Genomic DNA, 24,025 nt, shown 5'->3' with positions numbered 1-24,025 from the left:
TTCCTTAGATTTATATCGCAAGCTAAAAGCAGCTGAGGCTAAATAGTATGGAGTTTGGTATAAGTGATTAGTTTTCTTTATTGCTCACTACGGGTGATTCAGATGCATAAAATGGCTCTAGCTGCTGTAAGAGCTGATTGACCATATGCCGTGGATAAGTATGGCCAGTAGGCATAATAATGTGAGCGATTTGACGATACAGTGGGTCGCGAGCACTGTATAAATCCTGCAAGATTTTTCTAGGATTGGGCTGCTGCAATAGTGGTCGCGACTTGTCCTTTGCCGTGCGCGCCATTTGCACATCGACAGGTGCATTCAAATATACCACGATACCACGCTGTTCTAAAAACGCACGATTTTCCGCAGACATTACTGCGCCGCCGCCAGTCGCCAAAACAATCTGAGGCTTTTGGGTCAATTCATCGATGGCTTTTGTCTCGCGCTCACGAAAGCCCGCTTCACCTTCTTTGGCAAATATCCAAGCAATATCGGCACCTGTCTGCGACTCAATATACCAATCACTGTCTACAAACGTTCGCCCTAGCTGCTTAGCCAGCAACTTACCGATGGTTGTTTTCCCTGCTCCCATCGGTCCCACTAAAAACACCGACGGTAATTCCTCCACCATAATACTCACTCAGCTAAATTAGGTATGATACAACGTCATTGATATTCTGGCTAGTAATGAGCGAGGATTATTGTGACAACAAATCCAAAAAATACGACTGCCTTTGTCAAAACTGCTTTGTTTATTAAAGATAATACTACAGCGTTTCTTCATTTTGAGAATGGGGTTAATCACATACATCCCCTCTCAAAATTAAACCATAAAAAAAGCAAGCACTCAGGCTCGCTTTTTCTTATTCGTCAAACCAACTGACTGACCCTTAGTTCAAACGACTGGTGCCATCATTGATTAATTTTGGGGTGACAAAGATTAACAACTCTTCTTTGGCGTTACTGCGTACATCTTTGCGGAAAGCACGACCAATATAAGGCAAGTCACCTAAGAAAGGTACTTTATCTACGCCGTTACTGGTGCGATTTTTAAAGACGCCGCCCAATACAACCGTTTGACCGTCTTCAATGATAACGTTGGTTGAGATAGAATCTTCAGCAATGGCGACCTGATTATTAATGATAGTCGGCGTACCATTGGTGATGACTAACTGCAAACCAATCTTACCGTCAGGGGTAATGTTTGGTGTGGCTTCTAAGCTTAATGCCGCTTCTTTAAAGCTGGTGGTGGTTGCACCACTGGCTGAGGCTTCTTGGTAAGGAATCTGGGTACCTGAAGAGACTTTCGCGGTTTGTTTATCCGCGGTCAAAATCTTCGGCGTGGAGATGACTTCACCGCGGTTATCCGCTTGTAGCGCTGACAGCTCAAGATCAAGCATCACATCTGACATGCTGAGCAAGCCAAAAGCAATACTGCCCGCTGGATTGGCAACACCCAAATCGACGTTTAAGTTATCAGGGCGGCTGATATCGTATGAAGGATAAGAAACGGTTTGACCATTGACGGTCGTTGTTTCCACATCAAAGTCTTTTAAGTCCCACAATGTTTGGTTACTACCGCCTACCAGTAAGTTCCGGTTGTTGGCTGCACCGTTTGACAAGATACCCCAACGAACACCAATCTCTTTACTGAAACTATCAGTGGCACTAACGATACGCGCCTCAATCATTACCTGACGAACAGGAATATCAATTTTACTGATTAACTTATGGATATTTTCAATGCTGTCTGCCACATCTTTGATAATCAAGGTGTTGGTGCGTTCGTCAACAGTGACCGTTCCACGGTTGGATAATAGAGTATTATTATCATCGGCACGATTTGAGCTGCCGCCAGATGAGCCACTTCCTTGCGAGATTAGAGTCAACACATCTTGTGCTTTGGCATAGCTTAAACGAATGTATTCTGTGCGCAGTGGTGCGAAAGATTCGACCGCTTGCTGAGCTTCCAGTTCACGTGCTTCTTGTTCAGCAAGCTCTGTAGATGGAGCAATCAAAATCACATTGCCATTCTCACGCTTGCCCAGATTTTTACTTTTTAGGATGATGTCGAGCGCTTGATCCCAAGGCACATTGATTAAGCGCAAAGTGATATTACCAGCGACCGAATCACTGGCCACAATATTCATTTCAGTAAATTGAGCCAAGATATCTAATACACTACGTATTTCCACGTCTTGGAACTCCATGGAAAGTGGCTCACCGCTATACACTCTTTCTTCCAGTGTTGGCTCACGTAGCAATTCAGGCTTGTTGATACCAATATTTAGCTGATTGCCTGACTGATACGCTTGATACTCATAATCATCAGTCATATTGATGGTAATAACACCATTTTGACCTTGGTTTTTGGTATCAATACTACTCACCAGACCACTATTAATATTTAACCGGCGTAGTAGGTTTCTAGGCACAGTGCTGCCTGTGAGACGTACAACCAACTTGTTGCCTTGGCGTTGTACATCAACTGGAATCGCTTCATTGGCAAGAGCAATACTCACATTGCCGCCGCCATCGTTGCCTGCTGAAAAATTAACCGCACTTAGACCATCATAGCTGTACTGTTTGCTGACTTGCGAAGCCGCAAGTTGTGGATTTAACAATGGGTTGACTCTGACCACCATCGTATCAGCTGGCACTTGGTTTTTGACCACCGTAGTATTGGTGCTATTGACAGCCGCAACAGGAGCGCTACTGGTTTCTACAATGGGAGTGACAACTGCTGTGGTTGTCATGCCACTATTGTTGTTCAGCACGTCTTGGACAGGGTCGTTGGTAACTACTTGATTAACCACTGGACGGTTAGGATCAGTAATGGTCAACAACAAGTCGTTGCCATCAATCGCTGTCGTATAGTTACCCGCTTGTTTAAGCCCAACAATCAGACGCGTGGTGCTGTCGCTACTTAAGGTAGTGACGTCATTAACCATACCAATATTGTATTCATTAAATCGGCTAGCAAGTCCGTTTTGCACTTGTTCGAAATCTAGTACCAAACGGCTTGGGTCGTCGAGCTGATATGCAGCAGGTAATACTGGCAAGCCTGCAAAGCCCAAACGCATTTGTGTCACCGCTGGCGCAGTTTGTACCACAGAAACATTTTCAATGCGCTGTGCAGCATGAGCGCTGTTACTTACTGCCACCATGCTGACTGCCAATGCTGAAATGGCAAAAGCCGAAGATACGCGGTTGCTCATCATCATTACCTTGTTATTGCGTACTGTCATTATTTATTCCTCAAAAAATCTGCCGACTTAGCTTATAGGAGAGACCAACGACTGGGGTTTTTCAACGAACCCTGCGCGGCTGTCTGGCACAATTTCAATCAAGTTAATCTGGGTCGGCGTGATTTCAACAATACGGCCGTCATTCAGTCCAAGATAATCACCAACTTTAACACTCGCAACCGAACCATCAGGGCGCTGTATTAAGGCGTATCGCTGGCCTTCAGGTGAGATGACTACCCCACGAAAGACCAATTGTGATAGTTCATACTGCTCAAGCGGCTCTTTTACTCTAGTAATATCAGGACGTACGCCATCAATAGAGGTCGTAGGCCCTTGCACATTGACTAAGCTTGGTGGCAGAAACGGACTACGCTGCGCACTAGCACTGTAGACAAAGTCTTCTACCAACTCAGCTTGAGGCGGCGGTTCAATCGGCTGTGCCGGTTGGTTACGTATATCATCCATGGCTTTGCCCGCCATACCTATGCGGTCACTACAGCCCGTTATAGATAAAATAGCGATACTTAATGCCAGTAGCGTGGACAGTCTAGTCGTTATCATTGCTCGCCTCCTGCAGTGGCATCGGTTTCATCAGATGCGGCCTCTTTTGAGCGATACGTTTTTGTTCGCAACACCAAATTAAGCTCTGGCAATACATCCAAGCTAGGCTTCGGGTTACTCACTTCAAAATCGTGCATAGTGATAATCCGTGGCAACGCTGCAAGACCACTGATAAAGCTACCAAACTGATGATATTCACCCAAGGCTGCAATACGAATCGGCTGCTCGATAAAGAATTCGTTCTCAATCTCAGCTTCTACTGAAATATCTTGGAAACGTATGTTACTGCCCACACCCGTCATATTGATACCTTCTACCAACTCTGACACTCGCGTGTCTTTTGGCAATTGATCAAGTAAGGTGTTGAACTCCGTTTCCATCTGAATGACTTGCGCTTGATAGGCTTCTAAGTGACGAGCACGTGACTCTTTTTCACGGTAGCTTTCAAGCAAGGTTTGCTGCTGACTTTCGGCGGCTTTGATCTCATCGATTTTGCTACTAATCGGCAAGGCCCACGCCAGTGCTGCGATTAACGTGACGATAAGCCCAATCACCGTTACCTTTACTGGCATCGGCCAGCTACCATAGTTATCCGAATCTAGCGACTCAAAACTGCGGCGGAACTCCTGCAAGTCAAACTGCTTCTTTTGCTTTAGGTCTGTCTTTTTGGTTTTGATCAGGCTTTTTTTACGGCTAAGCTTCATAACTCACCTCCAAGCCCAGTACCATCATCAGTTGGGGCGGTTTCTGATTGAACCTTAGTCGTTACCACAAACTGTACATAGCTGTCTTCAGGATAAACAGGGCGCGACTGCTCGCCAGTGTTTACCGTATTATTAAGCACTGGTGCCGCTTCATAAGCGCTAATGTTTTGTTGGATATTACTAACGGCAGAATTGCCCATCCATTTACTACTATCAAGATTGCGAATCAAACTTGAAACGATATTTGGATTATCAGCCAGACCTGTTAAGGTAAGCACATCGCCTTCACGCTTCAAGTTATTCAGATAAAGCGCTGGCGGCATGGCTTTTGCTAGGTCATCCCACAAGCGAACAGGGACAGGACGTCGACCTTGCAAGTCTTGAATAACCTGCATACGTGAGATAATATCTTCACGGCGTTGCTCTAGACTGTCAATTTCGCTCAATGCGGTGTCTAAGCGGGCATTTTCCTGTTCAATCAAGGCATTGGCATCAAGTTGCTCATCAAGCTCATTGTTAAAGTAGCTCCATGTGGCAAAGGCTGCCAATAGACTCAGCAGTGTCACTGCCACCACAAGCGTGATGAACTCTTTATTGCGACGTTCACGCTCTTCTTGGCGCCAGGGTAAAAGGTTAATACGAGCCATTAGTCAAAGCTCCTTAACGCAAGACCGCAAGCGGCCATTAGACTTGGGGCATCAATTGCCAGTTGCTCATTATCAATATTCGGAGCAATGGTCATCTGCGTGAATGGATTGGCGATACTGACACTTACGCCCAGTTTTTGTTGTGCCATTCCTGCAAGACCGGCAATAGAGCTACTACCACCGGCGAGTACCACATGGTCGATATTGCTATACTGGCTTGAAGAAAAATAGAACTGTAATGAGCGAGTAATTTGCTGGATGGTGTTTTCTATAAAGGGAGTTAAGACATCAGAGTAGTAGTCATCAGGTAGCGTACGCTCGCGTTTGCTAAGCGTGGCTTCCTCGGCAGATAGTCCATAACGATTTTGTATAGCCTCTGTCAGCTGAACACCGCCAAATAGCTGCTCCCGACTATATATAAACTCGCCGTTTTTGGCGATATATAAGGTGGTTTGATTGTGCCCGATATCTACTAAAGCCACCAATTCAGGCATACTTGGTAAGTTATCTGCCATCAATCCAAAAGCGCGTTCAATGGCATGTGACTCGATATCCATGACCTTGGTTTGTAAGCCGCCGAAGGTTAGAGCATCAACTCTTTGGTCGACATTCTCCGAGCGCGATGCCGCAAGAAGCACTTGTACCATCTCATCACTTGCTAGAGAAGGACCCAAAACTTCGAAGTCTAAATTAACGTCTTCTAATGGATAAGGCACATATTGATCAGCATCCAAACGAATTTGAGCTTCACGTTCGACATCACTTAGCGTCATATCCATATCGATGATTTTAGTAATGACCGCCGACCCTGACACAGCACTAGCAGCATTGCTTCCAGCGACTTGGCAACGTCTGGCTAGACTGGCAATAACATTGCCAACCGCTTCGGTGTCTACAATAAGTTTATCGACGACTACGCCTTCCGGTAGTCTTTCAATACCATAAGATTTTAGATGGAACATGCCCTGTTGGCGCTGTATGTCAACCAACTTTACTGAGGTGGCACAAATATCCACACCAATCAAATGTCGACTTTTAGAAGTAAATAGCCTCACAAACTCTATACCTTATATTAAGTGTACAATCTGATAGTTATTTGTAATAATTGAATACAATACTTTACTTAATAGATAGATTCAAGCATTTAAATTATATATTAAGGCACACTTACACATTTATTATGACCTCGTTATTTTGTTCAAGGTATAATGGCATTACCTGTTGCAAATCATTAATTAATAAGTCTTATTATGGCCAAAAAAAATGCTACCGCTCGTCTCATTCACTTTTTGGTGGGGCTATTTATTGCCTGCTTAGCCTTAGCGGTTATCCTAGCGCTGGCTGTGCCTATCGGTTTTTACGGCATGGCAATGTATTTATCGCCCACTCTGCCAAGTATTCAAGAGATTAAAACAGCAAATTTTGAGATGCCACTACAGATATATAGTAGTGATGACAAGCTGATTGGCCAGTACGGCAACCGCCTATCTTTGCCAATTGATTTTGAAGAGATTCCTGAAGATTTGACACATGCTTTCTTAGCAGCAGAAGATTCGTCATTTTTTCAGCACAGTGGTATTAGTATTAAAGGTCTCGGTCGTGCGGTTACAGAGGTGGTGACTGATGATGAAAGTCAAACAGGTGGTTCAACCATTACCATGCAGGTCGCTAAAAACTATTTTTTAAGTCCGGAGCGCACCCTAAACCGTAAACTGACTGAGTTGTTTTTGGCACGTAAGATTGAAGATGAGCTGAGTAAAAACGACATCTTGACGCTTTATGTTAATAAAATCTATTTGGGTGAAGGCGCTTATGGTATTCGCGCTGCTGCCAAAAAATATTATAGCAAATCATTAGAGAACTTGAGCATTGCTGAAATGGCAATGTTAGCAGGCCTGCCAAAAGCCCCGTCTAAGTATAATCCTGTCGCCAACCCTGAACGCGCCCTTACTCGCCGCAACTGGATTATCGGGCGAATGCACGAGCTCGGTTATATCGATCAAGCGCAGCGTGACGAAGCCATCAACTCGCCTATCGCGCTCAAACTTTATCAAGAAAAACTTGACGTCAATATGCCGTATTTGGCAGAAATGACACGCTCTACTTTAGTCGATCGCTATGGCGAGCAAGTCATGCATGGTGGTTGGCGTGTGCGCCTCACCGTCGATAGTAAAGCACAAACAGATGCAGAAGCAGCGGTATTAACAGGTTTGGTCGCTTATGAACACCGTCACGGCTGGCGCGGTGCTGAAGCAAATGATCAGCCATTAGAAAACTTCCGCCGTTATAGCAACATGTCTCCTGCAAAAGTCACCAAGGTCAATTCACGTAGCTTTGAAGCGACAATGCCCTCTGGTGAGAACGTGACCGTGAACTGGTCTGGCATGAGCTGGGCACGCAAATATATCTCTGCCGACCGTATTGGATATTATCCTAGTAATGCCAGTCAAGTGGTCAGCAAAAATGACATCATTCGTCTTATACCAACTGCCAACGGTAACTGGCAGCTGGCTCAAATTCCTGAGTTACAAGGTAGCTTGGTTTCACTAAATCCAGAAACAGGTGCAGTAAAGGCGCTGGTCGGTGGTTTTGACTTCAATCACAGTAAATTTAACCGTGCGCTACAGGGTTGGCGCCAACCAGGCTCTACTATTAAGCCGCTGGTATACACCACCGCATTAGAAAAAGGCTATCGCCCAGACAGTATCGTATCAGATCGCCCTATTCAAGTCGGCGACTGGAAACCCAAAAACTCTGATCAGCGCTTCTTAGGGGATATCACCTTGCGCCGTGGTTTATACCTATCGCGTAACTTGGTCTCTATTCGTTTATTGCAGGCTATCGGTATCTCTGATGCCCGCAATTTGTTAGATGAGTTTGGCCTTGATAAAGAAAAACTGCCTACAACCTTGTCATTGGCATTGGGTACAGGACAGGCCACGCCTTTACAGATGGCGACCGCTTATGCGACCTTTGCCAATGGTGGTCACCGTATACAGCCTTACTTCATCGATCAAATTTACAATTATAAAAATGAGCTACTTTTCCAAGCCAATCCTCAGCAAGCTTGTGCCTTATGCTTTAATGAGCAGCTAGAAGATATTAATAAAAAGCTTGTAGAAGATTACGACGCGAAAATAGGAGCCAAAAATAACGAGAAAACCTCTACTGATGATACGACGGATAAAGCACCTGACACGACTGTAGATGCAGAGGGTGACGAAACTGCCGCAAAAGATAAAACACTTGATGTCAGTGTTTATGATGCAGGGCCACAGTCGGATCGCCTAAAGGCCCCTGTCGTACAGTATGTAATGGCAAAGCAAGCACCTCGAATTTTAAAACCTAGAGTTGCTTACGAGATGGCAGATATCTTACGTGATGTCGTGCAGCGCGGTACGGCAGTACGGGCAAGAGCGTTAGGCCGTAATGATATTGGCGGCAAGACTGGTACCACCAATGAAGCCAAAGATGCTTGGTTTGCAGGATTTCATCCTACCAATGCAACGGTCGTATGGATGGGATTTGATCAGCCAGCTACCATGGGACGTCGTGAGTATGGCGGTGTTGCAGCGCTTCCGGTTTGGATGGACTTCATGAAAGCTCAGCTTAAGGGCACACCTCATCAGTGGGTTTCTGTCAACAATCGCTCAAAATCTAAGAAGCAAAAGCAGAAAATTCTAGAAATGACGGACGATGGTATCATCGGTGACGATGAAGATACCAATGACAGTACCTCAACCAAGCCAGTTAAAACCAAGACGCAACAGCGCAAACCACCAGAGCCTGAACCTACTGAAGAGTCAACAAGTTCTGAGACAAAAATCAGCAACGATAGCGTACCGGAAAACCCCCTATCGGTAACGCCAGTGGAGCGTATGCCACCAATGCCAGAGTAGATAACAGATAAGGTCACTGGAAAAGCACATGGCATAAAAAGGCTTATTTAGCACTCGCTAGATAAGCCTTTTTCTTACTTAAAAATCTATTTGAATGATTAAATTGCTGAAGTAATCACTAATAACCTATAAATGTCATACTGTTTAAATCCACTGCTTTATGACTGAGAACCAATCAATTAGAGAGCAACCTATAAATAATACCATTTCCAAAAATTAGAGGAGCGCGGAAAACTTATGCAAGCACTACTCCTAGTAGGCTTAGCAAGTTTGACAAAGTTAATCGCACTTTTTGGGTTTGGTATAAGCTATCAAAACTCAACCATCCCACCGCGTAACTGCTCTATTAAATCCAATAGCTGCTGACGCCATTCACGGATTGTTGCCTCATCTGGCAACCATTGATTGGATAAAGTCACCACATTGACGATAAGATCCGCAGTTTTTGCGGTATCAGTACTTGTGCTTGAATGGTCATCAATAATAGTATCTGGTGGCACAGCGTATAGACAGCGTTGATAGGCGCGCTCTATATTGGCAACAAAGCCTTGTTGTTGCAATTGTTGCAAGCGTTGAACCTCTGGTGATACCTGTGTACGTTCACTTAGCGCTTGCTCAATATCTGACAAAGTAGGAGCAGTTATATTTAGACTATAAAAATGACCCAATTCTTGAATAAAAGCCAGTAACGCACCGTACAAATGAAAAATAGCTGTTTCGCAATGCGCTTGGTAAAGTTGCTTATCATTGGTACTTCCTGCGGCTTTACAAGATAGACGACAGAAATATAGCTTTTGATTGGTTCGATCTGCTTGATACTTGGCAACGCGAGTTTTACCTGCCATTTGCTAATTATCCTTCTATAAATAGTGAATTAAAGCGTGTTTTCCAGTGTACTATTTTTTTAGATAATAGCACCATGCCTTTCTCGATTTTTTATACACACAAAAAAGCCTGCAATTAATTGCAGGCTCCTTATTTTACAACTATTAACTATGTCAATTAAGACTGGCTGTCTTGATTAAGCTCTTGAGCAAAGGCTTCATCGAAGCTAGCAAAGTCTTGACTGTCAGTGCTGGCAGTCATATCAAAGGCAGCGTTCAGATCTTTGTCTTGTAGCTTCTGCTCTGCCTTTTCTTTACGAGCTTTGTGATAAGCAAGACCCGTACCGGCAGGAATCAAGCGACCAACAACCACGTTTTCTTTCAGACCACGTAGCTCATCCACTTTACCAGTAACGGCAGCAGCAGTTAGAACACGAGTGGTCTCCTGGAACGACGCTGCTGAGATAAAGCTTTCTGTTGCCAGACTTGCTTTGGTAATACCAAGTAATTGACGCTCATACTGTACTGGGAATTTATCTTCCGCTTCCAGTTTCGCATTCAAGACTTTGATATCAGCGTATTCGACCTGGTCGCCTTTAAAGTGACCTGAATCGCCGCCATCAGTCACTTCAACTTTACGCAGCATCTGACGAATAATAACTTCGATGTGCTTATCGTTGATTTTTACACCCTGCAAGCGATATACATCTTGCACTTCGTTAACAATATAGTCAGCAAGGGCGGTTTGTCCTTTCAGACGTAAGATATCGTGCGGGTTTTGTGGACCATCAGCGATAACTTCACCACGAGCAACTGTTTCGTTTTCGAAGACGTTGATTTGACGCCATTTCGGGATGAGCTCTTCATGTACTTCACCATCTTCATTGGTGATGATAAAGCGGTTCTTACCTTTGGTCTCTTTACCGAAGCTGACGACACCAGTCATTTCTGCCATGATGGCATGATCTTTCGGACGACGTGCTTCGAACAAGTCAGCAACACGCGGTAGACCACCGGTAATATCTTTAGTTCCTGAAGATGCTTGTGGTACACGGCCTAGAATCGAACCAGCGGCTACTTTTTCACCATCGCTGACGCGAATGATAGTTTCAGCTGGTAAGAAGTAAACCACTTCTTTACCTTCGTCAGTGTTCAGGATAATCGCAGGACGTAAGTCTTTAGCGTTACTTGAACGGTCACGAGTCGCTAGAATCTCAAATGAGCTCATACCAGTTGCATCATCAACTTTGACCGTCGCTGTCATACCATCAGTGATATCACTGAAGCGTGCTGTACCAGCGAATTCTGTAATAATTGGATGCGTGTGCGGATCCCATTTAGCGATGGTCTGACCACCTTCAACTTGCTCTTCGTTTTTCACAAGCACGCTTGAACCATAAGGTACTTTATAGCGCTCACGCTCACGGCCAAGCTCATCGGTCAATGCCAATTCTGCTGAACGCGATACGATAACCAAATGACCATCGGTATGTTGTACCGTTTTCATGTTCTCAAAGTGCACTTGACCCGCATTACGTGCCGAGATGCTATTGTCTACAGATGCAGAACTTGCGGCCCCACCAACGTGGAACGTACGCATGGTTAACTGAGTACCTGGTTCACCGATAGACTGCGCTGCCATAACACCGACTGACTCGCCGATATTGACTTTGTGTCCACGAGCAAGGTCACGACCGTAACACTGTGAACAAACGCCATGTTCGATATCACAAGTAATAACCGAACGTACCCAGATATCATCAATCGCGTTGTTATCAAGAACATTTACCCAATGCTCATCGATTAATGTACCCGCTGGGATTAACACTTTATCAGCATCATCGTTATACGTTACATCACGAGCGGTCACGCGACCAAGGACTAGCTCACCGAGCTTCTCGATGATCTCACCACCCTGAATGTGCGGCTTCATGAGCAAGCCTTCCTCAGTACCACAATCTTCACTGGTAATAACCAAATCTTGTGCCACGTCAACCAAACGGCGCGTCAAGTAACCTGAGTTCGCAGTTTTTAGAGCGGTATCGGCAAGACCTTTACGGGCACCATGCGTTGAGATAAAGTACTGAAGTACCGTCAAGCCTTCACGGAAGTTGGCTTTAATCGGTGTCTCGATGATTGAGCCATCCGGTTTTGCCATCAAACCACGCATACCAGCCAACTGACGAATCTGTGCTGCACTACCACGAGCACCAGAGTCTGACATGATAAAGATAGAGTTAAATGACTTCTGCTCTTCTTCTTCACCTTTAGCATTCATGATTTTATCAGTGGCTAGGTTGTCCATCATCGCTTTAGCGACTTTGTCATTGGTACGTGACCAAATATCGACAACTTTGTTATAACGCTCACCAGCAGTTACAAAGCCTTGCTCGAACTGATCTTCGATTTCGCGGACTTCGCCTTCTGCGGTTTCAATGATCTGTACTTTGCTTGGCGGAATGACCATGTCATCGATACCGACAGACACACCAGATAGTGTTGCTTGTGCAAAACCAAGGTACATCAATTGGTCAGCAAACATAACACTTTCTTTCACGCCAACTTTACGGTAGCAAGAGTTAATCAATTTAGAGATGTTTTTCTTTGTCATCTCTTGATTACACTCGTCAAACGCCATACCTTTAGGCATGATGTTCCAGATAAGCAAACGACCAGCAACCGTATCTTTGATACTGATCTCTTTGGTCTCGTTGCCTTCTTCATCAAAATGCGTTTCAGTCACACGAACTTTGATTTTGGCGTTCACATGTAAATCGTTTGAGCCAATCGCGCGCAATGCTTCATTGACAGTGGCAAAAATCATGCCTTCGCCTTTGGCATTTACTGATGAACGGCTAATATAATACAAACCAAGTACCACATCCTGTGACGGTACGATGATTGGGTCACCGTTGGCAGGTGACAAGATGTTGTTGGTAGACATCATCAGCGCACGTGATTCAAGCTGAGCTTCTAGCGTCAATGGCACGTGAACGGCCATTTGGTCACCATCAAAGTCAGCGTTAAACGCGGTACAAACGAGTGGGTGAAGCTGAATGGCTTTACCTTCAATCAATACTGGCTCAAATGCTTGTAGACCCAAACGGTGAAGCGTTGGCGCACGGTTTAGTAGCACTGGATGCTCACGGATAACCATGGCCAGCATATCCCACACTTGTGGCTCTTCACGCTCTACCATCTTCTTAGCAGCTTTAATAGTCGTTGCTAAACCATGAGACAATAACTTGTTATAAGTAAACGGCTTGAATAGCTCAAGTGCCATTTTCTTCGGTAGACCACACTGATGTAGGCGTAGCGTAGGACCGACAACAATAACCGAACGACCAGAGTAATCGACACGCTTACCAAGTAAGTTCTGACGGAAACGACCTTGCTTACCTTTGATCATATCTGCCAAAGATTTCAATGGACGCTTGTTACTACCAGTGATAGCACGACCGCGACGACCGTTATCAAGCAACGCATCCACTGACTCTTGCAACATACGCTTTTCGTTACGTACGATAATATCAGGTGCGCTCAGCTCAAGCAGACGCTTAAGACGATTGTTACGGTTGATGACACGGCGATACAAATCGTTTAGATCTGACGTCGCAAAACGACCACCTTCTAGTGGTACTAGAGGACGCAAATCTGGTGGTAGTACTGGTAAGATATTCATTACCATCCACTCAGGCTTGTTATTAGAATCACGGAATGCTTCTAATAATTTAAGACGCTTAGACATCTTCTTAAGCTTAGTCTCAGAACCGGTTTGTGGAATTGCTTCACGCAGCTCATCAATTTCTAAATCTAAATCGATGTCTTTTAATAGGTCTTGAACGGCTTCAGCACCCATTTTGGCAGTGAATTCATCGCCAAATTCTTCAAGCGCTTTGTAATAGTCTTCATCATCAAGCAATTGGTACTTCTCTAAAGAAGTCAGACCCGGCTCAGTGACGATGTAGCTTTCGAAATACAATACACGTTCGATATCACGTAGCGTCATGTCTAGCAATAGACCGATGCGGCTTGGTAATGATTTTAAGAACCAAATATGCGCAACAGGGCTCGCTAAGTCAATATGACCCATGCGGTCGCGACGTACTTTAGCAGTCGTGACTTCAACGCCACATTTCTCACAGATAACGCCTTGGAACTTACGGCGTTTGTATTTACCACACAGACATTCAAAGTCTTTTACTGGACCAAAGATTTTGGCACAGAACAAACCATCACGCTCAGGCTTGAACGTACGATAGTTAATCGTTTCAGGCTTTTTAACTTCACCATGTGACCATGATTTGATCACGTCAGGTGACGCTAAAGTAATTTGAATACTATCAAACTCTTGGTTACCGTTACCGGTAGGGCTTTGCATGATATCGAGTAAATCTTTCAAGTTGCTTCTCCGTTATCTTTATAATCATCTGACAGCGTGCTATGAGCGCGGCTAAGATGAATGAAGGCAATGAATAGGGTTGAGACAAATCACTAAAAGCAGCAGCAATATAGCGTACTGCCTTTAATAGACAACTAAGTTAAACAACGGATTTAGTTGCTTTGTTTTAACTCAATATTAATACCCAGTGATTTGATTTCTTTGGTCAGTACGTTAAACGACTCAGGCATACCTGGGTCCATGTACTGCTCACCATCAACGATGTTTTTATACATACGTGTACGGCCTTCAACGTCATCCGACTTCACAGTCAGCATCTCTTGCAACGTATAAGTCGCGCCATATGCTTCTAGTGCCCATACTTCCATCTCACCGAAGCGCTGACCACCGAACTGTGCTTTACCGCCGAGTGGCTGCTGAGTGACTAGCGAGTAAGAACCGGTTGAACGCGCATGCATTTTGTCATCAACCAAATGGTTAAGCTTGAGCATGTACATATAACCAACGGTTACCTTGCGGTCAAACTTCTGACCCGTACGACCGTCATATAACGTCTGCTGACCATCACGCTCCATACCAGCAAGCTCTAGCAGGTCTTTAACTTGATGCTCATGCGCACCATCAAATACAGCAGTACCCATTGGCACACCAGCACGCAAGTTATCTGCTAAGGCCATGATGTCATCATCGCTCAAGCTATCAAGGTCAACTTGTTCACCGCCGACTTTGTTATAGATTTGGTCTAAGAAGTCACGCAAATCTTTAATCGCTGCTTGTGCTTTAAGCATACCGTCGATTTTTTCGCCCAAGCCCTTCGCTGCCATACCCAAATGCGTTTCTAGAATCTGACCGATGTTCATACGCGATGGTACACCAAGTGGGTTCAATACGATGTCAACGGTATTACCATGTTCGTCATAAGGCATGTCTTCAACCGGCATAATGCGCGATACCACACCCTTGTTACCATGACGACCAGCCATTTTATCACCAGGCTGAATACGACGCTTAACGGCTAGGTAAACCTTAACAATTTTTTGTACACCGTGTTGCAAGTCATCACCTGCGGTCAATTTGCGTTTTTTCTCAGCAAATTTCACATCGATGTCTTTTTGCTTATCAACCAAGTAATCAGCGATTTGCGTTAGACGCTCAGAGATTTCTTCTTCTACTGGTTGGATATCAAGCAATGTCTCAAGGCTCATATCTTTCATATCAGCCAAGGCCATAACTGTACCAGCTTTTAGACCAGCACCGCCGCTGACTTTTTGGCCATCTAATAGATTACCAATACGTCCACGTGCCGCTTCTTCGAAGATACGTAACTCTTCTTTTAAATCTTTACGGTAGCTATCAAGCTGTGATTTTTCAATCGCTTTAGCACGCGCATCTTTTTCGACACCGTCACGGGTGAATACTTGTACGTCAATAACCGTACCTTTGCTTGATGTTGGTACACGTAATGACGTGTCTTTCACATCAGCCGCTTTTTCACCAAAGATAGCCCGCAGTAGTTTCTCTTCTGGCGTCAGTTGCGTCTCACCTTTTGGCGTGACTTTACCAACTAAGATATCACCCGCGTCAACTTCAGCACCGATATAGACGATACCTGCTTCATCAAGGCTTGATAGAGCAGCTTCACCAACGTTTGGAATATCAGCAGTAATCTCTTCGGTTCCAAGCTTGGTATCACGTGCCACACAAGTCAATTCTTGAATATGAATGGTAGTGAAACGATCTTCTTTCACCACTTTTTCAGACAGCAAGATTGAATCTTCGAAGTTATAACCATTCCACGGCATAAATGCGATACGGATATTCTGACCTAATGCCAACTCACCAAGATCCGTTGAAGGACCATCAGCCAAGATATCACCCAAAGCAATCTCATCACCTTGGTTAACGATGATACGTTGGTTGATACAAGTATTTTGGTTAGAGCGCGTGTATTTGATCAAGTTATAGATATCGATACCCGCTTCACCAGCGACCATTTCATCTTCATTGACACGAACGACAATACGTGATGCATCAACGTCTTCAATCACGCCGCCACGCTTAGCAATGACACAAACACCTGAGTCACGAGCAACGTGACGCTCCATACCAGTGCCCACTAGCGGCTTATCAGCACGTAGCGTAGGAACAGCCTGACGCTGCATGTTCGAGCCCATCAAGGCACGGTTAGCATCATCATGCTCTAGGAATGGAATCAGACCTGCTGCTACCGAAACTACCTGACTTGGTGACACATCCATATGCGTCACTTTTTCTGGTGGCATACGGACAAATTCACCATAACTACGCACACTGACCATTTCATCAGATAACGCACCTTCTGCAGTTACTGGTGAATCAGCCTGTGCAATCACAGTGCCTACTTCCTCAATCGCTGACAGGTATTCAATAACGTCTGTTACTTTACCATCAACCACACGGCGATAAGGGGTTTCTAAGAAGCCAAAGCTGTTGGTTTTAGCAAAGGTCGCAAGCGAGTTAATCAAACCAATGTTTGGACCTTCAGGAGTTTCAATCGGACACACACGACCATAATGGGTATCATGTACGTCACGTACTTCAAAGCCTGCACGCTCACGAGTCAGACCGCCGGGTCCTAATGCTGATACACGGCGTTTATGCGTCACTTCTGACAATGGGTTGTTCTGATCCATAAACTGTGACAACTGGCTTGAACCAAAGAATTCTTTGACTGCAGCTGCAACAGGTTTTGAGTTAATCAAATCTTGCGGTGACAAGTTATCAGATTCCGCTGAGCTCAGACGCTCTTTGACTGCACGCTCAACACGTACTAGACCAACACGGAACTGGTTTTCTGCCATCTCACCAACCGAACGAATACGACGGTTACCTAAATGGTCAATATCATCAACTTCGCCGCGACCGTTACGAATTTCGATAAGCTCTTTTAGAACATTAACGATATCGTCATTGGTCAATACGCTGCGCTCACGTTGAACATCAGGGTCATCAGTGTTTTCAAAGTCCAACCCTAAGCGGCGGTTGAACTTCATACGACCGACGTTAGACAAGTCATAACGATCTGCGTTAAAGAACATGCTCTCAAACAGTTTCTCAGCAGTTTCAACCGTTGGTGGTTCACCCGGACGCATTACTTTGTAGATTTCGATCAACGCTTCTTCACGGCTTGAGGTACTATCAGCGCGTAGCGTATCGGCAATATAACTACCTTGATCAATATCGTTCGTGAATAGAATGCTAAATTCTTTGATAGATTCACTGGCTTCAAAGGCACTCAGTTTAACCAATAATTCATGGTCAATTAGCGTATTGGCTTTAGCGATAACTTCGTCATTAACCACGATGTCTTCTGCCAAAATACGCTCATACAGGTATTCGTCAGGCACAGCAATCTTCGTCATACCGGCTTCTTCAAGCTGACGGATGCGACGTGCATTAATACGTTTGCCCTGCTCTACGATAACATCACCGTCAGGTGATACGATATCGAACTGCGCCATCTCACCGCGCAAACGGTCGGCAACCAAATCAATCTCAAACTGCTCTTCGCCTTTATAAACTTTTACTTTATCAAAGAACAAGTCTAAGATTTCAGAGGTAGTCAGACCAAGCGCGCGTAGGATAATAGACGCCAAAAGCTTACGACGACGGTCAATACGAGCGAAGACTAAGTCTTTGGCATCAAACTCAAAGTCCAACCAAGAACCACGGTAAGGAATGATACGGGCGTTATAAAGTACTTTACCACTTGAATGTGACTTACCTTTATCATGGTCAAAGAAGACACCAGGTGAACGATGTAACTGTGATACGATAACACGCTCAGTACCATTAATAATGAAAGTACCATTGGCAGTCATCAGTGGCATCTCGCCCATATAGACGCTTTGCTCACGGATATCTTTAATTGCCGCCTTGCTGTCTTTATCCTTACTGTCTTTATCTTTGATAATCAGACGGATTTTGACACGCATCGGCGCAGCAAACGTTGAGCCACGTAGAATACACTCACGCTCATCAAACTCAGGCGTACCTAGATAATATTCAACGAATTGTAGCTCTGCATTACCAGAGTGACTCTCAATTGGGAAAATAGAGGAATACGCAGCTTGCAAACCAGTATTCTCACGAGCTTTTGGCTTTTTGTGCTCTTGCAAAAATTGCTCATAAGAATCTACTTGAATAGACAGTAAATAGGGAATGTCCATCACAGTAGGCAATTCAGCAAAACTTTTGCGAATACGCTTTTTTTCAGTATAAGAATATGCCATCGAGAGTCCTTACAGTAAACGTGGAAACAAATGAAAAGCGTAACCAAGATGCATAAATACTATGCAAAGTTGGCAACGTAAACGATATTTTAAAACGGGTGTTCGTGTTCAGTTTATGTCTTTAGTCAATTACTACTTCTACCAGTGCCTGCTTGGCACCCTTTCTTTAATCTTGTCATTGAAGCTTTACTCTTGATATCCTTTAATATGGATAACAAAGCCTGAATCAGTCTATATGACTACTCAAACCAATAAATTCAATATCATATAAACGATAATATGTTGTATTTGACGGTTAAATCATCGATAAACATACAAAAAACAATGTGTTCAAAATGTTGCTGAGTTGGCAATTATCAAAGCCAACCACTCTATCAAAACCAATATCGTCACTGATATACACCGTCTACAAGCCTACCTACTGACAGCAAAACCATGCGAAATGGATAATTTAGATCAACAGCTTTTAGAATTAATGGCAATTGGGGTAACTATAAATTTTAGAACAATGACTTTTAAAATCAATATAAACTATAGTGTTAATGGGAAAGCATGCAGACACAAAAAAATGCCAAACATCTATGGACGTTTAGCTTATATCAACTGATTTCAAAAACTGGCATGTGTGCTTGCATGTATATCGTCTGTCCTTTTGATGGGTATCCACCGTGATGTTGCATACGTATGTTGGCAGACACAAAAGGTCAAGCTACGAATTATAATAAAAAAAAGCCGGCAATGCAAGGCATTACCAGCTTTTTTTGTACAACACTAAGATAAGCTCAGCTTATTTTAGTTCAACAGTTGCACCAGCTTCTTCAAGTTTCTTTTTCAACTCTTCAGCTTCAGCTTTGTTAACGCCTTCTTTGATTGGAGCTGGAGCGCTTTCAACCAAATCTTTCGCTTCTTTCAGGCCAAGACCAGTAGCTTCACGTACGGCTTTAATTACGCCAACTTTCTTCTCGCCAAAGCTGGCAAGAACTACGTCAAACTCGTCTTTTTCTTCAGCAGCAGCAGCAGCAGGACCAGCAGCAGCAGGTGCAGCAGCAACAGCAGCTGTTACGCCGAATTTTTCTTCCATAGCGCTGATTAATTCAACGATATCCATTACTGACATTTCAGCGATTGCGTTTAACACATCATCTTTAGATAGTGCCATGAGAACTCTCCGTTATCTGATAAAATTTAATTGATTTTAATACCGCTTTGATTGCTTGCCAAATGTTAAAATAGGGTTGGCAATTAAGTACAATCAGCGATGTCAAAGTTACGTTAAAACAAGCAATTAAGCAGCTTCTTTTGCGTCTTTGATTGCCGCTACAGTGCGAACGAACTTGCCAGGAACAGCGTTCATAGTCTGGACAAGCTTGGTCACTGGTGCGTTCATAGTAGCCATCAAGATAGAGATTGCTTCGTCGCGAGTTGGTAGCTTCGATACGCGCTCTAGCTCTTCTGGACCATAAACTTCACCACCGACTGATACTAATTTGGTCTCTAAAGCTTTGTTCTCTTTGCTAAAGTCGAAAACGACTCGAGCGGCAGATCCCAAATCTTCCATAGAGAAAGCCAAAAGTAGTGGACCAGTCATACGGTCTGACATGCTCTCAAACTTAGTGCCTTCGAAAGCGCGTTTTGCTAGAGTGTTTTTCACTACTTTCAAAACGACGCCTTTCTCACGGGCTTGTTCGCGCAGCTTAGTAAGCTTTGCAACACCAATACCATGATATTCGGCAGCTACTGCTGAGTAAGCATTAGCAGCAACTTCAGACACTTCAGCCACAACTTGTTGTTTTTGCTCTAGCGTTAATGCCATAAGTTGACTCCTTTAATCTAATCAATCTCGTTAATGCTAAGACTGACTTGATACGACACGTTACTCATAAATTCTATAAACATAAAATTTATTCATAACGACTGATTACGGCACCGTTATCAGAATGACATCAAGTGATAGGTTGCCCTATCGGCTCTTATCAACAACTGGGTGGGTCACCGTCTGCGTAGGACAACTAAGATTTTCATCTGTCGTCGATTAACAAAAGCAGCTCGTTGCTATCAATAATAATCCGAAAATCATTAATAATAACGCAAAACCGCTTTCTACCTACGGTCTTAGACAGCATAGCGTGTGCTACGCTGACCTAATTCTTTAAAATAATATGTGCTTTTTATTCAAAATCGTCGAGTAAAAAACAGATTTATATACGGTATAAATTATTTAGCGACGCGATATGGAACAGGATCAATAGTGATACCTGGGCCCATGGTGCTAGACAAGGTAATTTTCTTAATGAAAGTACCTTTAGACGTAGCAGGCTTAGCGCGCTTAAGATCAGATAGCAATGCTTGAGCGTTTTGCATAACTTGCTCAGCAGTAAAGCCAACTTGACCGATAGTCGTGTGGATGATACCCGCTTTATCAACACGATACTGTGCTTGACCCGCTTTCGCATTAGTCACAGCTTCAGCAACGTTAGGCGTTACCGTACCAACTTTTGGGTTAGGCATCAGGCCACGTGGACCTAGGATAGTACCTAATTGACCAACAACACGCATCGCATCAGGAGCCGCGATAACAACGTCAAAGTCCATGTTGCCAGCTTTGATTTGTTCTGCTAGGTCTTCAAAACCAACGATGTCAGCACCAGCTTCTTTGGCGGCTTCAGCAGCAGCACCTTGAGCAAATACAGCAACACGTTTGGTTTTACCAGTACCAGCAGGTAGGTTAGTAGCACCACGAACGACTTGATCAGATTTACGTGGGTCAACGCCCAAGTTTACTGCGATGTCGATAGACTCTTTGAATTTAAGAGCTGGCAAATCGTTTAAGATTTGAACCGCTTCTTCAAGAGTGTATAATTTTTCGTTTTCTACACGCTCAGCGATTAATTTTTGACGCTTAGTAAGTTTGCTCATTTACACACCCTCCACGGTAATACCCATTGAACGTGCAGTACCAGCGATGGTACGGACAGCAGCATCAAGACCAGCAGCCGTTAAATCTGCATCTTTAGTCTTAACGATCTCTTCTAACTGAGCACGGTCCACTTTACCGACTTTAGCGGTGTTTGGTGTACCAGAACCTTTAGCGATACCAGCAGCCTTACGTAGTAAGTATGCAGCTGGTGGCGACTTCATGATGAAGGTAAAAGACTTATCGCTGTATACAGTGATCTCAGTAGGAATCGGTAGACCCGGCTCTTGGTTTGAGGTCGCAGCGTTAAACTCTTTACAGAACGCCATGATGTTCACGCCTTTTTGACCCAATGCTGGACCAATCGGTGGTGAAGGATTTGCTTTGCCTGCAGGCACTTGTAGTTTGATGTAACCATCAATCTTCTTAGCCATGAGATACTCTCCTAAATGGGTAATAGCGCCAAATCAATAAGGTATAACCCTTATCGACTAACAGCTCCCCGGTTGATGAATTTGTTACGGGTTTAGTCTAGTTTTTCAACTTTGCTAAACTCAAGCTCGACTTGAGTCGGGCGATTAAATACGTTTACCGTTAGATGTAGCTTAGACTTCTCGTAATCCACTTTTTCAACCAACCCTTTAAAGTCAGTGAATGGACCATCGATAACCAGCAACTCTTCGCCCGGCTCAAATAGAGTCTTAGGACGTGGGTCAGCTTCTGTCTGATTGAGACGGTTTAAAATACGGTCGGCTTCTACTTGAGTAATAGGCGCTGGCATTTCTGGCGTACCACCGATAAAGCCCATAATACGTGGGCAGTCTTTAACGATGTGCCAAGTATTATCATTCATTTCCATTTGGATCAATACATAGCCTGGAAAGAATTTACGCTCACTCTTACGCTTCTTGCCGTCTTTCATTTCGACGACTTCTTCAGTAGGAACCAATACATCACCGAATGAATCAGCAAAGTCACTACGGTTAATACGATCAGTTAATGAACGTTGTACTTGCTTTTCATATCCTGAAAACGCTTGGACAATATACCAACGCATGTCACGCTCCTGATCATTATAAGTAAGTCGTTATAAGTAAATTGTGGGAAATAGTCACTAATACGTGCTATTAACCAATAAAGATACCAACGAACCAATTAAAAAAGTTGTCTAATAACCAAATAAAAAACCCAACAATCGCAATCACGACAAGTACTTGCCATGTGTATTGAAAGGTTTCATCTTTACCTGGCCAAGTCACTCGGCGTAGCTCAACAGCAGCGTCTTTTAATAATATTTTAAAAGCACGACCCTGATGTGTTAATGCCAAGCATACTAGCGCAAATACAATAAGGGCGACAATAATACCAATACGTACCCAGACATCGTTGGCAGGTTGCCAATAGCCAGGTAGATATTGATTAACTAGAGTCGCACCTATTAAAACTACTGCGGCTAATAGCCACAAAATCAAATCTTTGATTGAGCCTGTCTTAGCAACTTCAACAGCAGTCGTTTGATTGCCCGCTGAGATGTGCTTATCTTTAGACAGCATTCCACCAGCCGTCGCCTTGGCATCAGATAACTTATTCTCGAGGTTATCTTGATTATTGCTCATAAAGAACTCGCTTCGGAGATGGTGAGGTATAACAAAGATGTGATAAGAAGATGGCAGGCGATGTAGGACTCGAACCTACAACCCTCGGTTTTGGAGACCGATGCTCTACCAATTGAGCCAATCGCCTATGGGTGTAAAGGACAGCATTATACAATATTTGACATAGAATGCAAGCTTTTGGGCATAAAATTCTTATATATTCCCAAGCTGTTGCTATAAAACATGATAACTTAAGCACTCTGTATTGATAATCAATAAAATTATTTATCAATAGTCCTTATCAACTGCAGCGCTAATATAGCAAGCTCCGCTGGAGATTACAATAGATATCACGCGAGTTTGAACGCATATTTTCAAGTGCATTAATCTCAGCACTTTAAACATCAATAATAGAGGTTCTGGCTTTATCATGATCTTCCCTTCTCCTGCCCACAAAAAAAGCCACCCTCAATGAGGATGGCTTTTCGACTAATGGTTTAACTATATCAGATTGCTCTGAATGAGTTAAATCTTAGTTCAATACGTTAGCAACAACACCAGCGCCTACAGTACGGCCGCCTTCACGAATAGCAAAGCGAAGACCTTTGTCCATAGCGATTGGGTGGATAAGCTCTACGCCCATCTCAACGTTATCACCAGGCATTACCATTTCAGTACCGTCTTGTAATTGGATTGCGCCAGTTACGTCAGTGGTACGGAAGTAGAACTGTGGACGATAGCCGTTTAGGAATGGTGTGTGACGACCACCCTCTTCTTTTGACAGTACGTATACTTCTGCGTCAAACTTGGTGTGAGGAGTGATTGAACCTGGCTTAGCTAGTACTTGGCCACGTTGTACGTCTTCACGCTTAGTACCACGTAGTAGTACGCCACAGTTTTCGCCTGCACGACCTTCGTCAAGCAGTTTACGGAACATCTCTACACCAGTACAGGTGGTTTTTT

At 43.9% G+C, this 24,025-nt stretch carries 17 protein-coding genes and 1 tRNA gene; 1 reads left to right on the top strand and 17 read right to left on the bottom strand.

Features of this window, described 5'->3' with window-relative positions; translation table 11 throughout:
* Window positions 1-67: 67 nt before the first annotated feature.
* From aroK to QL919_RS05265, 6 genes are all read right to left on the bottom strand, one after another.
* Window positions 68-628 carry a shikimate kinase AroK gene (aroK, locus tag QL919_RS05290; RefSeq protein WP_290188531.1) on the bottom strand — a complete coding sequence of 187 codons (561 nt, stop codon included), beginning with the start codon at window positions 626-628 and terminating at the stop codon, window positions 68-70.
* Between the two features lie 259 nt (window positions 629-887).
* Window positions 888-3,245: a type IV pilus secretin PilQ family protein gene (locus tag QL919_RS05285; RefSeq protein ID WP_290188530.1), complete on the bottom strand. Its 2,358-nt coding sequence runs from the start codon at window positions 3,243-3,245 to the stop codon at window positions 888-890.
* 27 nt (window positions 3,246-3,272) lie between these two features.
* On the bottom strand, window positions 3,273-3,806 hold the full coding sequence (locus QL919_RS05280; RefSeq protein ID WP_290188529.1) for a pilus assembly protein PilP: 534 nt from the start codon (window positions 3,804-3,806) through the stop codon (window positions 3,273-3,275).
* A complete protein-coding gene (pilO, locus tag QL919_RS05275) occupies window positions 3,803-4,510 on the bottom strand; it encodes a type 4a pilus biogenesis protein PilO (RefSeq protein ID WP_290188528.1) in 708 nt (235 codons plus the stop codon). Before pilO ends, QL919_RS05280 begins: the two co-directional genes overlap by 4 nt.
* Window positions 4,507-5,157, bottom strand: coding sequence for a PilN domain-containing protein (locus tag QL919_RS05270; protein WP_290188527.1), 651 nt, complete (start codon window positions 5,155-5,157; stop codon window positions 4,507-4,509). Before QL919_RS05270 ends, pilO begins: the two co-directional genes overlap by 4 nt.
* Complete coding sequence (locus QL919_RS05265; protein WP_290188526.1) at window positions 5,157-6,212, bottom strand: pilus assembly protein PilM; 1,056 nt, start codon at window positions 6,210-6,212, stop codon at window positions 5,157-5,159. The genes QL919_RS05270 and QL919_RS05265 overlap by 1 nt, the downstream gene beginning before the upstream one ends.
* 195 nt (window positions 6,213-6,407) lie before the next feature.
* Between QL919_RS05265 and QL919_RS05260 the strand changes: the two genes are divergently transcribed.
* Window positions 6,408-9,056 carry a transglycosylase domain-containing protein gene (locus QL919_RS05260; protein WP_290188525.1) on the top strand — a complete coding sequence of 883 codons (2,649 nt, stop codon included), beginning with the start codon at window positions 6,408-6,410 and terminating at the stop codon, window positions 9,054-9,056.
* Window positions 9,057-9,367: 311 nt separating this feature from the next.
* Here QL919_RS05260 and QL919_RS05255 read toward each other — a convergent pair whose 3' ends face one another.
* From QL919_RS05255 to QL919_RS05205, 11 genes are all read right to left on the bottom strand, one after another.
* Window positions 9,368-9,901 (bottom strand): DUF6586 family protein, encoded by a 534-nt coding sequence (locus QL919_RS05255; protein ID WP_290188524.1) that lies wholly within the window; start codon window positions 9,899-9,901, stop codon window positions 9,368-9,370.
* 157 nt (window positions 9,902-10,058) lie between these two features.
* Window positions 10,059-14,282, bottom strand: a complete 4,224-nt coding sequence (gene rpoC / locus QL919_RS05250) for a DNA-directed RNA polymerase subunit beta' (protein WP_290188523.1) — start codon at window positions 14,280-14,282, stop codon at window positions 10,059-10,061.
* A gap of 152 nt (window positions 14,283-14,434) precedes the next feature.
* On the bottom strand, window positions 14,435-18,553 hold the full coding sequence (gene rpoB, locus QL919_RS05245; RefSeq protein ID WP_290188522.1) for a DNA-directed RNA polymerase subunit beta: 4,119 nt from the start codon (window positions 18,551-18,553) through the stop codon (window positions 14,435-14,437).
* A gap of 787 nt (window positions 18,554-19,340) precedes the next feature.
* Complete coding sequence (gene rplL, locus QL919_RS05240; RefSeq protein ID WP_011514491.1) at window positions 19,341-19,712, bottom strand: 50S ribosomal protein L7/L12; 372 nt, start codon at window positions 19,710-19,712, stop codon at window positions 19,341-19,343.
* A 126-nt stretch (window positions 19,713-19,838) separates the two neighbouring features.
* Entirely contained in the window at window positions 19,839-20,366 is a 528-nt protein-coding gene (gene rplJ, locus QL919_RS05235; RefSeq protein WP_193006701.1) for a 50S ribosomal protein L10, read from the bottom strand.
* Window positions 20,367-20,767: 401 nt separating this feature from the next.
* On the bottom strand, window positions 20,768-21,469 hold the full coding sequence (rplA, locus tag QL919_RS05230; protein ID WP_290188521.1) for a 50S ribosomal protein L1: 702 nt from the start codon (window positions 21,467-21,469) through the stop codon (window positions 20,768-20,770).
* Window positions 21,470-21,901, bottom strand: coding sequence for a 50S ribosomal protein L11 (gene rplK / locus QL919_RS05225; RefSeq protein ID WP_068405081.1), 432 nt, complete (start codon window positions 21,899-21,901; stop codon window positions 21,470-21,472).
* 92 nt (window positions 21,902-21,993) lie between these two features.
* Window positions 21,994-22,524: a transcription termination/antitermination protein NusG gene (gene nusG / locus QL919_RS05220; protein WP_290188520.1), complete on the bottom strand. Its 531-nt coding sequence runs from the start codon at window positions 22,522-22,524 to the stop codon at window positions 21,994-21,996.
* A gap of 70 nt (window positions 22,525-22,594) precedes the next feature.
* Window positions 22,595-23,083: a preprotein translocase subunit SecE gene (gene secE, locus QL919_RS05215; RefSeq protein WP_290188519.1), complete on the bottom strand. Its 489-nt coding sequence runs from the start codon at window positions 23,081-23,083 to the stop codon at window positions 22,595-22,597.
* A 51-nt stretch (window positions 23,084-23,134) separates the two neighbouring features.
* A tRNA-Trp gene (locus QL919_RS05210) sits at window positions 23,135-23,210 on the bottom strand.
* Between the two features lie 384 nt (window positions 23,211-23,594).
* Window positions 23,595-24,025 (bottom strand): EF-Tu/IF-2/RF-3 family GTPase (locus tag QL919_RS05205; protein WP_244951942.1); only part of this gene is annotated, 431 nt, incomplete at its 5' end.

The sequence above is a fragment of the Psychrobacter sp. APC 3426 genome (genome assembly GCF_030408035.1).
Classification (GTDB): Bacteria; Pseudomonadota; Gammaproteobacteria; order Pseudomonadales; family Moraxellaceae; genus Psychrobacter.
The sequence above is the reverse complement of the archived record's forward strand: the minus strand, read 5'-3'. Positions and strand labels throughout refer to the sequence as shown.

What these genes read in the sequence shown, in the direction of transcription:
- aroK (WP_290188531.1), bottom strand. Translation starts at nt 628, where the DNA reads ATGGTGGAGGAATTACCGTCGGTGTTTTTAGTGGGACCGATGGGAGCA.
- QL919_RS05285 (WP_290188530.1), bottom strand. Translation starts at nt 3,245, where the DNA reads ATGACAGTACGCAATAACAAGGTAATGATGATGAGCAACCGCGTATCT.
- QL919_RS05280 (WP_290188529.1), bottom strand. Translation starts at nt 3,806, where the DNA reads ATGATAACGACTAGACTGTCCACGCTACTGGCATTAAGTATCGCTATT.
- pilO (WP_290188528.1), bottom strand. Translation starts at nt 4,510, where the DNA reads ATGAAGCTTAGCCGTAAAAAAAGCCTGATCAAAACCAAAAAGACAGAC.
- QL919_RS05270 (WP_290188527.1), bottom strand. Translation starts at nt 5,157, where the DNA reads ATGGCTCGTATTAACCTTTTACCCTGGCGCCAAGAAGAGCGTGAACGT.
- QL919_RS05260 (WP_290188525.1), top strand. Translation starts at nt 6,408, where the DNA reads ATGGCCAAAAAAAATGCTACCGCTCGTCTCATTCACTTTTTGGTGGGG.
- QL919_RS05255 (WP_290188524.1), bottom strand. Translation starts at nt 9,901, where the DNA reads ATGGCAGGTAAAACTCGCGTTGCCAAGTATCAAGCAGATCGAACCAAT.
- rpoB (WP_290188522.1), bottom strand. Translation starts at nt 18,553, where the DNA reads ATGGCATATTCTTATACTGAAAAAAAGCGTATTCGCAAAAGTTTTGCT.
- rplL (WP_011514491.1), bottom strand. Translation starts at nt 19,712, where the DNA reads ATGGCACTATCTAAAGATGATGTGTTAAACGCAATCGCTGAAATGTCA.
- rplJ (WP_193006701.1), bottom strand. Translation starts at nt 20,366, where the DNA reads ATGGCATTAACGCTAGAGCAAAAACAACAAGTTGTGGCTGAAGTGTCT.
- rplA (WP_290188521.1), bottom strand. Translation starts at nt 21,469, where the DNA reads ATGAGCAAACTTACTAAGCGTCAAAAATTAATCGCTGAGCGTGTAGAA.
- rplK (WP_068405081.1), bottom strand. Translation starts at nt 21,901, where the DNA reads ATGGCTAAGAAGATTGATGGTTACATCAAACTACAAGTGCCTGCAGGC.
- nusG (WP_290188520.1), bottom strand. Translation starts at nt 22,524, where the DNA reads ATGCGTTGGTATATTGTCCAAGCGTTTTCAGGATATGAAAAGCAAGTA.
- secE (WP_290188519.1), bottom strand. Translation starts at nt 23,083, where the DNA reads ATGAGCAATAATCAAGATAACCTCGAGAATAAGTTATCTGATGCCAAG.